Annotated in this window: 7 protein-coding genes; 6 read left to right on the forward strand and 1 reads right to left on the reverse strand. The window is 65.4% G+C overall.

Annotated features, from left to right (window positions below):
* The first annotated feature begins 7 nt into the window (after positions 1-7).
* The 6 genes from dgcB (at position 8) to C4K39_RS19380 (ending at position 11,779) form a co-directional block, all read left to right on the forward strand.
* On the forward strand, positions 8-1,981 hold the full coding sequence (gene dgcB / locus C4K39_RS19355; RefSeq protein ID WP_124347201.1) for a dimethylglycine demethylation protein DgcB: 1,974 nt from the start codon (positions 8-10) through the stop codon (positions 1,979-1,981).
* Complete coding sequence (etfA, locus tag C4K39_RS19360; protein ID WP_068583133.1) at positions 1,981-3,204, forward strand: electron transfer flavoprotein subunit alpha; 1,224 nt, start codon at positions 1,981-1,983, stop codon at positions 3,202-3,204. Before dgcB ends, etfA begins: the two co-directional genes overlap by 1 nt.
* Positions 3,205-3,214: 10 nt before the next feature.
* Positions 3,215-3,985 carry an electron transfer flavoprotein subunit beta gene (etfB, locus tag C4K39_RS19365; RefSeq protein ID WP_124347202.1) on the forward strand — a complete coding sequence of 257 codons (771 nt, stop codon included), beginning with the start codon at positions 3,215-3,217 and terminating at the stop codon, positions 3,983-3,985.
* 1,078 nt (positions 3,986-5,063) lie between these two features.
* The gene (locus tag C4K39_RS19370) at positions 5,064-8,516 is read left to right on the forward strand and encodes an alpha/beta fold hydrolase (protein ID WP_124347203.1); all 3,453 of its coding nucleotides are present in this window, start codon (positions 5,064-5,066) and stop codon (positions 8,514-8,516) included.
* A gap of 58 nt (positions 8,517-8,574) precedes the next feature.
* Complete coding sequence (locus tag C4K39_RS19375; protein ID WP_068583143.1) at positions 8,575-10,443, forward strand: c-type cytochrome; 1,869 nt, start codon at positions 8,575-8,577, stop codon at positions 10,441-10,443.
* Positions 10,444-10,489: 46 nt separating this feature from the next.
* Complete coding sequence (locus C4K39_RS19380) at positions 10,490-11,779, forward strand: metallophosphoesterase (RefSeq protein WP_068583146.1); 1,290 nt, start codon at positions 10,490-10,492, stop codon at positions 11,777-11,779.
* Positions 11,780-11,906: 127 nt separating this feature from the next.
* On the opposite strand, the gene gbca is transcribed toward C4K39_RS19380, so the two are convergent.
* Positions 11,907-13,199: a glycine betaine monooxygenase oxygenase subunit gene (gene gbca, locus C4K39_RS19385; RefSeq protein WP_022641508.1), complete on the reverse strand. Its 1,293-nt coding sequence runs from the start codon at positions 13,197-13,199 to the stop codon at positions 11,907-11,909.
* Between the last annotated feature and the right edge of the window lie 33 nt (positions 13,200-13,232).

Below are 13,232 nucleotides of genomic sequence, written 5' to 3' on the forward strand. Positions count from 1 at the left end.
GACTGTGATGTTGAATACCCTTCTTCCCATCCTGCTGTTCGCTGCCCTGGGCCTGGCGGTCCTCGGCGCGTTGCGGCGCGCGGCCATGTGGCGCCGGGGGCGAGCCTCCAAGGTCGACCTGGTCGGCGGCCTGCTGGCCATGCCCCGGCGCTACATGGTGGACCTGCACCATGTGGTGGCCCGCGACAAGTACATCGCCAACACCCACGTGGCCACCGCCGGTGGTGCGGTGGCTTCCATCGTCCTGGCGCTGCTGGTGCACGGCTTCGGCCTGCACAACCGCGTGCTGGCCTATGCCTTGCTGTTGATGTCGGCGCTGATGTTCGTGGGGGCGATCTTCGTCTACCGGCGCCGGCGCAATCCGCCGTCGCGCTTGTCCAAGGGCCCGTGGATGCGCCTGCCCAAGAGCCTGCTGGCGTTTTCCGCGAGCTTCTTCCTGGTGACCCTGCCGGTGGCCGGGATCCTCCCGGAGCAGTTCGGTGGCTGGCTGCTGGCGGCGATCCTCGCGCTGGGCGTGCTCTGGGGCGTGTCGGAGCTGTTCCTCGGCATGACCTGGGGCGGACCGATGAAACACGCCTTCGCCGGTGCCCTGCACCTGGCCTGGCACCGCCGCGCCGAACGCTTCGGCGGCGGCCGCTCCACCGGCCTCAAGCCGCTGGACCTGGAAGACCCCAGCGCGCCCCTGGGCGTGGAAAAACCCGTGGACTTCACCTGGAACCAACTGCTGGGCTTCGATGCCTGCGTGCAGTGCGGCAAGTGCGAGGCGGCTTGCCCGGCCTTCGCCGCCGGCCAGCCGCTGAACCCCAAGAAGCTGATCCAGGACATGGTCGTCGGCCTGGCCGGTGGCAGCGATGCCCACTTCGCCGGCAGCCCCTATCCGTCCCTCGACGGTCGCGGCCAGCCGCTGGGCGAACACCACGGCGGCCCGCACCTGCCGATCGTCGCGCTGCAGGGCAAGGCCCTGGTGGATGCCGAGACTCTGTGGTCGTGCACCACCTGCCGGGCCTGCGTCGAGGAATGCCCGATGATGATCGAGCACGTCGATGCCATCGTCGACATGCGCCGCCACCTGACCCTGGAAAAAGGCGCCACGCCGAACAAGGGCGCCGAGGTGCTGGAGAACCTGATCGCCACCGACAACCCGGGCGGTTTCAACCCCGGGGGGCGGATGAACTGGGCGGCCGACCTCAACCTCAAGCTGCTGCCTGAAGTGAAGAGCACCGAGGTGCTGTTCTGGGTCGGCGACGGCGCCTTCGACATGCGCAACCAGCGTACCCTGCGGGCCTTCGTCAAGGTGCTGAAGGCCGCGGGCGTGGATTTCGCCGTGCTGGGCCTGGAAGAACGCGACAGTGGCGACGTGGCCCGGCGCCTGGGTGACGAGGCGACCTTCCAGCAACTGGCCCGGCGCAATATCCAGACCCTGGCCAAGTACCAGTTCCAGCGCATCGTCACCTGCGATCCCCACAGCTTCCATGTGCTGAAAAACGAATACGGCGCCCTGGGCGGTGACTACCAGGTGCAGCACCACAGCACCTACATCGCCGAGCTGATCGCCGCCGGCCAACTCGATCTTGGCCGGCACAAGGGTGGCAGCGTGACCTATCACGACCCCTGCTACCTGGGCCGCTACAACGGTGAGTACGAAGCCCCGCGCCAGGTGCTGCGCGCCCTGGGGATCGAGGTCAAGGAAATGCAGCGCGCAGGGTTCCGCTCCCGCTGCTGTGGCGGTGGCGGTGGTGCGCCGATCACCGACATTCCCGGCAAGCAGCGGATTCCCGACATGCGCATGGAAGACATCCGCGAGACCGGCGCCGAGCTGGTGGCGGTGGGTTGTCCGCAATGCACGGCAATGCTCGAAGGGGTGGTGGAGCCCCGACCGATGATCAAGGACATCGCCGAACTGGTGGCCGAGGCCCTGTTGGAAAGCGCGGCCCCGAGCAAGGCGCCAGTGGTGAAAGCCGAACCTGCGGAGGTGCACTGATGAGCGAGATTATCCGCCGCGATCCCCGCGCCGAATGGATCGCCCGCAACCGCCTGCACCCGCTGCATGCGGCCATGCAACCGGCGCAGCACAGCTGGATGGGCCCCAATGGCCTGGTGCGCAAGAACCCCCACGGCATGGGCTTTGTCGGTCCCAACGGGCTCAAGCGCATCGATCGCAGCGGCGCCCAGCAAGGTGGCAGCAGCCACAAGCGCACGGCGGCGGTCGAGGTGCAATTGCCGCTGCACCAGCTGGCGCAGCCAACGTTCTACATCAACGTGGTGCCGGACATGGTCGGTGGTCGCCTGAGCAGCCACGACCGCGACTTGCTGGGCCTGGCCCGGCAACTGGCCGGCCAGGACGGCGCGGTGCTGGCGGTGGTGTTCGGCGAGCACAAGGAATCGAATTTCGCCACGGCGGGGGTCGACCGTCTGCTGGTGCTGCCGGGCAGCGAGTTCGACGGTTATGCACCGGAGCAGCGGGTCCAGGGCCTGCGGGCTGTGGATAACCAGTTCAGCCCGCGCCATTGGCTGCTGCCCGACAGCCGCAGCGGCGGTGGCGAATTGGGTCGGCGCTTTGCCGCGGCCCTGGGCGAACGCCCGGCGACCCGGGTCTGGCAGGTCAAGGAAGGGCAATGCATCGGCCGCGCCGGTGCGGGCCTGGAGGATCTGGCACGGCCTCTGCCACGGCTGATCCTGGCGGCGGCCGAATGTGCCGAGCCGGTCAGCGAAACCCGCCACGAAGCCTTGCCGGTGGAGTTATCCACAAGCGTGGCCCGCAGCCTGGCACGAATCGAGGATCTGGGCGCGGTGGCGGTGGACCCGGCGGCGATTCCCATGGCCGAGGCCGAGTTCATCCTGTCCGGGGGCAACGGGGTCAAGGACTGGGCGCTGTTCCATCGCGCGGCCCAGGCCCTGGGGGCCACCGAGGGCGCCTCGCGGGTGGCGGTGGACGACGGCTTCATGCCCCGCGACCGCCAGGTGGGCGCCACCGGCACCTGGGTGACCGCGCGGGTCTACGTGGCGGTGGGGATCTCCGGAGCGATCCAGCACCTGCAGGGCATCGGTGCCTGCGACAAGGTGGTGGCGATCAACATGGACCCGGGCTGCGACATGATCAAGCGCGCCGACCTGGCGGTGATCGGCGACAGCGCCGCGATCCTCGAGGCGCTGATCGCCGCCGTCGAAGCCTACCGCAGCGCCGCCAAGCGCGATGCAGCTTGAGGGAGCACTCATGAACAGTCATGTAATCAGCCTGGTCTCCATCGGCGCGCATCCGACCTCCGGTCGGCCACGGCGTGCCGAACAGGACGCCCGGGCCGTGGAACTGGGCCTGCAACTGGCCGGTGGACAACTGCAGGTGCTGCACGCCGGCGATGCCGCCGAGCCGGCCCTGCGCGCCTACCTGGGCATGGGCCTGGAGCAACTGCATGTGCTGGAGCAGCCAGCCGGCGCCGATGCCTTGCCAGCCTTGGCCCAGTACCTGCGCCATGCCGGGGCCCAGGTGGTGTTGACCGGCAGCCAGGCGGAAACCGGCGAAGGCTCGGGCATGCTGCCGTTCCTGCTGGCCGAGAACCTGGGTTGGCCGCTGGTGGTGGGGCTGGCCGAGGTGGAATCCCTGGAAGATGGCGTGGCCCATGTGCTGCAAGCCTTGCCCCGGGGCCAGCGGCGCCGGCTCAAGATGCGCCTGCCGTTCCTGGCCACTGTGGATAACGCTGCGCCCAAGCCCCGCCAGAGTGCCTATGGCCCGGCCCGGCGCGGGATGTTGCGCGCCGACCAGGTCATGGTGGTGGAGGACGAGCTGTTCACCGGCGCCAGCCTGCAGCCGGCCAGGCCACGGCCCAAGCGCTTGAAGGTGATCAAGGCCAAGAGCGGCGCCGACCGCATGAAGGCCGCCACCGCCAAGGCCAGCGGCGGCACCGGCCAGGTGCTCAAGGACGTCAGCGCGCAAGCCGGGGCCGAGGCCATCTTCAAGTTGTTGGTGGAGGAGGGGGTGCTCCGCTAGAGCCGCCCCCGTCGTACTAGTGCTATCGCGAGCAATCGAGCGTCGACCGACTGCTCCTGCGGGAGCCTGGCTTGCAGTCCTGTTTGCACGGTTACTCACAATCCCTGTGCGCGGCTCTGTGGATAAGATGTTCGCGCCTTGCTCCAACCCATGCAGAACAAGGCCTGTAGCCATCTGTACGAAATTTGATCAGGCTAACTTGTGGTTTTTCCTGGCTTTTTTCCGCGGTGTCGAACTCCTCAAGGGGGCAGTTGTGCACAGCAGTTGCCCCCAAAGTCTGTTGGCGCTTTTGTGGATAAGATGTTCGCTCAGGGCTGTAGCCCTTGCAGGACAAGGCTTGGCGCGATCTGATCAAAAAACACCCAAATCTTGCTTCTGGCGCTGTCCGGGCGCTTGCAAGGCGGAATTTTCCTGGCCTGGAGGGCTTTTCCACAGAAACCGCGGGTAGCGGCTGCAGTTGCCCCCAAAGTCTGTTGGCCGATCTGTGGATAAGGTGTTCGCCTCGCGCTGTAGGCCATGTGTAGCAAGGCTTGCAGGGTTTTGTTCAATAATTGATCAAGCGCGCGTCAAACGGCTGTTTTTGCCTAACCCGCGGATTTTCCTGGGAATCCCCGGGGTAATATCCCCATCCCCAGTGCACTTGCCCACAATTGCTGTGGGCCAAGATGTGGATAAGTTGTTCGCCAACCGCTACAGGCCTTGTAATTCATAGCGTGTACGGCAATAGATCAAATTTCATACAGTTCTAATGTCCGCCTTGACAGTGGTAAGCGGCCTGACTTGACTGATTCCACTGGGACCGGTTCGTCACTTATCCACATCCGGTCCAGGGAGCGCAGGCAATGGATTGTCGTTCATCACAGGCTTCCAGCCGCGGGACCTTCCCCCGGCGCACCCGCCGCCGTGCCGCCAACCAGCGCGCACGCCTATAGCCCCAGCGGCTGTTCGATCCCGACCCTGATTTCCACGGTTTGCGTTTCTGGCGCAGCGGCCGGCCCGTGCGGCTGCCTGCGTGATCGGCTTCACCTGAAGGAAGCGGCCATGAGAGTCGCCCCATCTGCCTGAGAGGAACCCCGCCATGACTCGGATCGCCACCCCCATCAGCGAGATCCAGGAACACTACGACGTCGTCGTCATCGGCTCCGGCTATGGCGGCGGCATCGCCGCTTCGCGGTTGTCCCGGGCCGGGCGCCGGGTGTGCCTGCTGGAGCGTGGGCGGGAGATTCGCCCCGGGGAGTTTCCCAACACCCTGGTCAGCGCCACCGAGGAATTGCAGGTGCACGATCCCGATGGGCATATCGGTTCGCGCACCGGCCTGTTCGACCTGCACGTCAACGCCCAGCAGAACGTGGTGGTGGGTTGCGGTTTGGGCGGCACCTCGCTGATCAACGCCAACGTCGCCCTGGAGCCCGAGCCCGGGGTGTTCGACGACCCACGCTGGCCCCAGGCGGTGCGCGACCACCGCGATACCTTGCTCAAGCAGGGCTTCGCCCTGGCCCGGGAGATGCTCAAGCCCAATCCCTATCCCGATTCGGCGCCGGCCCTGGACAAGCTCAAGGCCCACCGCAAGTCCGCGGACTACCTCAAGCAGGGCGCGCATTTCTACAAGCCGCCGATCAACGTGACCTTCGACAAGCTGCCCAACAACCTCAACCATGTCGGGGTCGAGCAACTGCCCTGCAACCAATGCGGCGACTGTGTCTCGGGCTGTAACAACAAGGCCAAGAACACCACCTTGATGAACTACCTGCCCGACGCCTGCAACCACGGCGCCGAGATTTTCTGCCAGGCCCAGGTGCGCCACCTGGAGCGCGACGGCGACGGCTGGATCGTGCACTTCCAGTACCTGGACAGCGGTCGCGAGAAGTTCTCGGCGCCGACCCTGTTCGTCAAGGCCGATATCGTCGTGCTGTCCGCCGGCACCCTGGGCTCCACCGAGATCCTCCTGCGTTCGCGGGCCAAGGGCCTGGCCACTTCGGCCCAACTGGGCGAGCACATGAGCGGCAACGGCGACATCCTCGGTTTTGGTCACAACTGCGAGCAACCGATCAACGGCATCGGCTTCGGCACTCATCCGGCCAGCGAGTTGAAACCCGTGGGCCCATGCATCACCTCGGTGATCGACATGCGCACCGAAGGCGACCGCACCAGCCGCATGGTCATCGAGGAGGGCTCGATCCCCGGCGCCCTTGGCCAGGCCATGGTGCCGAGCATGGCGCTGTTCGCCAGCACCCTGGGCCAGGCCACCGACAACAGCTTGAGCGGCAAGCTGGGCTACAAGGAACGCGAGGCCGAAAGCTTCCTGCGCGGGCCCTACCATGGCGCCCTGCACAACATGCAGACCTACCTGATCATGAGCCACGACAACGGTCGCGGGCGCATGCTGCTGGACGCCCAGGACCAGTTGCGCATCGACTGGCCGGGGGTGGGCGAGCAACCCAACGTGGTGCTGGGCAACGAGCGCCTGCACCAGAGCACCCGGGCCCTGGGCGGGGTCTGGGTGGAGAACCCGATCTGGACCAAGCTGCTCAAGCACAGCATCGTCTCGGTCCATCCCCTGGGCGGCTGCGTGATGGGCGAGGACGCGGGCCAGGGCGTGGTCAACCACAAGGGCCAGGTGTTCAGCGGCACCCAGGGCACCGATGTCTATCCCGGGCTCTATGTGGCCGATGGCGCGGTGATCCCTACCTCCCTGGCGGTCAATCCACTGCTGACCATCTCGGCGGTGAGCGAGCGCACCATGCAACTGCTGGCCGAGGATCGCGGCTGGAAGATCGACTACCGCCTGCCCTCGGCCCCTGGCAAGCCGGCTGCGGCGCCGACCCTGGGCGTGCAGTTCACCGAGACCATGAAGGGTTTCTTCTCCACGGCCTTCACCCAGCCCCAGGGCACCGACCTGGCGCTCTATCAAGCAGCGGCCAAGCGCGGCGAAGAACAGAACTCGTCCATCGAGTTCACCCTGACCATCACCGCGGCCGATCTCAACCGGATGATCAAGGAACCCGAGCACGCCGCGACCCTGGTGGGCACCCTGGAGGCGCCGATGCTGTCGCCTCAGCCTTTGGTGGCCAGCCATGGGGTGTTCAACCTGTTCGAGCAATACCAGCAGCAAGTGGGCGTGCGGCACATGAACTACGACATGCGCCTTTGCGCCGAGGACGGTAGCGACTACTACTTCAGCGCCTTCAAGACCGTGCCCGAGGACCACGGCGTGCTGAACATCTGGCCCGATACCAGCACCCTCTACGTGACCCTGTACCGGGGCCAGGACAAGAGCGGGCCGGTGCTGGGCTCGGGAGTGATGCACATCCAGCCCGCGGATTTCGCCCGGCAGATGACCACCATGAAGGTGCTCAACGCCCGCAACGAGCGTGAGCGCATCGAGGCCCTGGCGCGTTTCGGCCAGTTCTTCGCCGGGATTCTCTGGGAAAGCTACGGCGGGGTGTTCGCCGGCGATATCTACTTCAATCCCGACGCTCCGCCGCGGGTCAAGCGGCCGCTGGCTGCGCCGGTGCCGAGCGTGCAGTTCTTCGAGACCGAAGACCACGTGCAACTGCGCCTGACCCGCTATCGGGCCGGCGGCAAGGGCCCGGTGATGCTGGTCCATGGCCTGGGCGTGGGTTCCAACATCTTCTCCACCGACACCATCCAGACCAACCTGCTGGAGTACCTGTGCAAGTACGGCTATGACGTCTGGCTCCTGGATTTCCGGGTCAGCATCCTGTTGCCGGCCAGCAAGCAGGAATGCAATGGCGACCAGATCGCCGCCTACGACTTCAAGGCCGCCATCGCCCAGGTTCGCCAGGCCACCGGCGCCCGGGACGTGCAATGCGTGGTGCACTGCTATGGCGCCACCACCTTCTTCATGTCGCTGTTGGCGGGCCTGGAGCATGTGCGCTCGGTGGTCTGCTCGCAGATCGCCGCCGACACCGTGGTGGCCACCGCCACCGGGATCAAGGCCGGGTTGCACTTGCCGGGCATGCTCGACGCCATCGGCATCAAGTCGCTGACGGCCTATGCCGACAGCAAGGAAAGCTGGTTCAACAAGCTCTACGACAAGGCGCTCAACGGTTATGCGCGGATCGAGGCCCAGGGCTACTGCACCAACCCGGTGTGCCATCGCATCACCTTCATGTACGCCTCGTTGTATCGTCACGACACCCTCAACCAGAACCTGCACGACAACCTGCACGAGCTGTTCGGCGAGTCCAATATCCAGACCTTCGAGCACCTGGCGCTGATCTGCCGCAAGGGCCACCTGGTGGACTTCAAGGGACAGGACGTCTACATGCCGCATTTCGATCGGCTGAAGCTGCCGATCTGCTTCATCAGCGGCGCCGACAACCAGTGCTACCTGCCGCTGAGTACCCAGAAGACCTACGAGCGCCTGTGCCAACTGCATGGCCCCGAGCTGTTCAGCCGGCATGTGGTGCCGGGCTACGGGCATATCGACTGCATCTTCGGCCAGAACGCGGTGGTGGATGTGTACCCGCTGATCCTCGCGCACCTGGAGAAGACCGCCCTGGGTTGAGCCTCCCGGCACGCTCGGCAACGGCAGCTTCAGGGATATCCAGGCGAGGGTGAGAGGGATGAACGCATATATCCGCTGGTTCCAACGCTTCATCTGGCTGGGCATCGCCATGAACATGGTGTTCGCCCTGCCAGCGCTGTTCGCCCCGGCCTTGCTGACTGCCGTGGTCGGCCTGCCGCCGGTGCTGTCCGATCCCTGGCTGGAGAACGCCGGCATGCTGCTGGTGGGCATCAGCCTGTTCTACATGCCCTCGGGCTTCAATGCGCCGCGCTACGTGGTGCATTCCTGGCTCTGCGTATTGTCGAGGCTGGTGGCGGTGGTGTTCTGGATCTACCTGATCGACACCAGCAACCAGTCCCAGGTGTTCGTGCCCATGCTCATGGGCGACCTGGGCATGTTCCTGGTGCTGGGCATCTTGCTGTACCTGGGCAGTGCCCCGGCCAATCGGCCCTGGGCCCTGCTCAAGGCCGGGCTGCACGCCGGGTGCCAGGGCTGGGAGAGTCGGTGGCGGCGGCAGGGCTTTCGCGTGGCGACCTTGGTGGTGCTGCTGGCCCTGGGGCTGGTGGGTTATGCAACCTGGGTCAACATGCTGCGTGAGGTGCCGCAACCGCCGGAAGCCTCCGACGAGGATCACTTCAAGTACGCGGCCATCGGCCTGGGGATCGAGGCGCGGATTCCCTACTACCTGTTCGCCGTGCTGCCGCAGCTGTGCCCGGAGAAGATGCCCCGGCCCGGTGGCTACGAGGTTTTCGGCTTCCTCTATGAACATGGCCGCGACCTGCCGGTGGGCATGGCCAAGCGGCAGCTGGGCTATCCGACGGTGGAGCCCAATTGCGCCCTGTGCCATACCGGGGCCTACCGGGCCAGTGCCGGCGATGTGTCCCAGGTAGTGCCCACCGCCCCGGCCAACCTGATGCAGCTCCAGGCCTTCCAGTGGTTCGCCTACGATTGCGCCAGCGATCCGAAATTCACCATCGATGCGCTGATGAACGCGATCAACGCCAAGTTCCAGCTGGGCCTGGTCGAGCGCCTGTACAACCGCTACCTGATCATGCCCATGGCCAAGAGCGCGCTGCTCAAGCAGAAACAGGCCTATGCCTGGCAGAAGCTGCGGCCGGCGCAGGGGCCGGGGCGCACCGACACCTTCAACCCGACCAAGATGGTGGTGTTCGGTTTCCCCGACGACTCCACCATCGGCACCGTGGACCTGCCGCAGATCTGGAACCAGAAGCCCCGGGAGTCGATGTACCTGCACTGGGATGGCAACAACAACCAGATCCGCGAGCGCAACTACGCCGCGGCGATGGCCGTGGGGGCGACGCCGGAGTCGGTGTTGCCGGCAAGCTTCAACCGGGTCACCAACTGGCTGCTGGGGCACAAGCCGCCGGCTTGGCCCTTCGCCATCGACCAGGCCAAGGTGGCCCAGGGCAAACCGCTGTGGGAGGCCAATTGCGCCGGCTGCCATGATTTCGGCAAGGCCGACACCGGCCAGGTGACCACCGATATCCAGGTCTTGGGCACCGACCCGCATCGCCTGGACTCCTTCACCACCGGGTTGGTCCAGGCCTTCCACGGCTTCAAGAAACCGCCCTTCGACTTTGGCGCCTATCGCAAGACCCAGAGCTACAGCAACACCCCCACCGATGGCATCTGGCTGCGCGCGCCCTACCTGCACAACGGCTCGGTGCCCAGCCTGTGGGACCTGCTGCAGGTGCCGGAGCAACGGCCCCAGGTGTTCTACACCGGCTCGGATATCTACGACCCGCAGAAGGTCGGGTTCATCACCAACGGCCCGGCACCCAAGGGGCCGGCCTACTTCAAGTACGACACCCGCCAAGAAGGCAACGGCAATGGCGGCCACCTGTATGGCACGCAGCTTTCCGAGCAGCAGAAATGGCAGTTGATCGAATACATGAAGACCCTGTGAGGCGAGCAACCCGTGCCGCCGCAGGACTATCAGGAGGGACACCGCTATGTCACTGGCAAGTAGTGTGGAAGAGGAATTCGGCCGGGTGAAAGCCCGGGTCGATGGCCTGATCGCCCGGTTCGACCTGGCCTGGAAGAATCTGCGCAACCAACTCGAGCCCAAGGAGCTGCAAGCCATTCTCGACCTGGTACAGCGCGCCCACGACCAGGCGCAATACACCATCGCCCACGGCGACTTGCCGCCGGGCCAGCCCCCGGTGCCCTGGGAGCTGGCCCATGGCATGTCGGTGCTGCACCTGGGCACGGCCCAGCCCCTGCCGCAATCGGTGGACCAGCTGGCGACCCAGGTGCTCAAGGACGGCAGCCTGCTGGGCTGTCGCAAGTGGGAACTGCTGGACCTGAAGTGGAGCGAAGCCCTGGTGGCCTGGATCGAGAACCTGCGCGATCACGCCACCTTCGGCACCACCCCGGCGTTGCTGCAGATCCCCGATGAGGTCCTGCTGGACCTGGCCGGGGATTGGGGCACCGGCTACTTCGAGCCCCAGTCGGCGGCGCAGCGGGTGGCCGACCTGATCACTGCGGACCAGCCGCACGTGACCATCCACCTGGGCGATGTGTACTACGCCGGTACCGACAGTGACGAGAGAAACAACCTGGCGTCCTGGCCCATGGGCAGCAAGGCCTCGTTCAGTCTCAACTCCAACCATGAGATGTACAGCGGCGCCCATGGCTACTTCGACGAGATCCAGACGCTGTTCCCGGACCAGCAGAACACCAGCTACTTCGCCCTGTTCAACACCCACTGGCTGATCATCGGCCTGGACAGCGCCTACGCCTCCGATGAGATGCAGCTGTACATGGACGGCAACCTCAATGCCGTCCAGGAACAATGGCTCAGCGACCTGATGGCCAGCCACGGCCAGGGCCGCAAGATCATCCTGCTCAGCCATCACCAGGGCCTGGACATCACCGGCAAGACCCCGACCGCGCTGTACGGCCAGGTGTGCAAGGCCCTGGGCAATCGCGTGCCGGACTATTGGTACTGGGGGCACCTGCACAACGGTATTTTCTACGCGCCCAAGACCGATCCCCAGGGCATGGGGGTGATGAATGGGCGTTGCGTCGGCCACGGGGCGATCCCCTATGGCGATGCCAGCGAGCTGGATGGCGCGCCCGGGGTGTTGTGGTCGGAAACCCAGAGAGCCGGCGATGCCAACTATCCGTTACGGGTGTTCAACGGTTATGCCCGGGTGAGGCTGCTGGGGGCGCAGATCACCGAGCAGTTCGTGAACGAGAAGGGTGGGGTGCCCTGGCCCAAGCTCAAGCCCAAGGCCTGACATCGCGGGTTGGCGCCCGCGTTGCGGTCGTGCGCAGCTTCACTGGTGCTCAGCAGCGGCTACCGATGGGTTTCATGTAGCCGCTGCCGAGCTTGCCAGGCCGTCAGGATCTGCGCTCGGGTGCAGTTCAGCCGGTGACCGGTACGCCCTTGAGGTAGGGCGCCGGTTCGGCGCCGAGGTTGTTGAGCAGGCGCTCGCTGTACCAGTCGATGAAGTTGACCACGCCGAACTCGTAGGTCTTGGAGTAGGGCCCGGGCTGGTAGGCGGTGGAGTTGATGCCGCGCTGGTTCTCTTCGGCCAGGCGCCGGTCCTGGTCGTTGGTGGCGTCCCACACCTGGCGCATGCGCTCCACGTCGTAGTCCACGCCTTCCACGGCGTCCTTGTGCACCAGCCACTTGGTGGTGACCATGGTTTCCTGGGCACTGATCGGCCACACCGTGAACACGATGATGTGGTCGCCCATGCAGTGGTTCCACGAATGGGGCAGGTGCAGGATGCGCATCGAACCCAGGTCCGGGTTCTTGATCCGGCCCATGAGTTTCTTGCAGCCCTGCTTGCCGTCCAGGGTCATGGACACGGTGCCCTTGAGCAGCGGCATGCGCACGATACGGTTGCGCAGGCCGAAGCTGGCGTGGGCGTAGGGGATCTTCTCGGCTTCCCAGGCAGCGGCGGAGGCGGCTACGTGGTCCTTGAAGGCCTGGTCGGCCCGTGGGTCGGTGACGTCGTCCCATTCCAGCAGGGTTTTGAGCAACTCCGGGTGCGAGGCATTGCAGTGGTAGCACTCGCGGTTGTTCTCCAGCACCAGTTTCCAGTTGGCCTTTTCCATCAAGGTGGTGGTAATCGCCACCTTGGTGTTCTCCATGTCGTAGGGCTCCATGTAGTGGGCCAGGGTCGCCAGGAAGTCATCGATGGCCGGCGGGTTCTCGGCCAGCGAGATGAAGATGTAGCCACCGGCGGTCTTCACCTGCACCGGCTTGAGGCTGTACTGCTTCATGTCGAAGTCGGCGCCCATCTCGGTGCCGGCGAACAGCAGGCGGCCGTCCACTTCGTAGGTCCACTGGTGGTAGGGGCAGACCAGCTTGGCCACCTTGCCCTTGTCGCTGGTGCACAAGCGCGAGCCACGGTGCCGGCAGACGTTGTGGAAGGCGTGGACCACGCCGTCGGCGCCGCGGATGACGATGATCGGGTTCTTGCCGATTTGCAGGGTGATGAAGTTGCCCTTGGTGGGAATCTCCGAGGTCATGCCGGCGATCAGCCATTCCTTGTGGAAGATCTCCTGCATGTCGATTTCGAACAGCCTTTGGTCGCAGTAGAAGGGTTGCGGCAGGGAGAAGGTCCGCTCGCGTTCCTGCAGCATCTGCGCGGTGGCCTTGCGTGCGGGTTCCAGTGGATCGCCCAGGCTCAGGGTGGTGACGTCCATCGTTCAGGTCCTCATGGCCGTTCGGTGCGGCCG

The sequence above is a fragment of the Pseudomonas sessilinigenes genome, from assembly GCF_003850565.1.
Taxonomy (GTDB): domain Bacteria; phylum Pseudomonadota; class Gammaproteobacteria; order Pseudomonadales; family Pseudomonadaceae; genus Aquipseudomonas; species Aquipseudomonas sessilinigenes.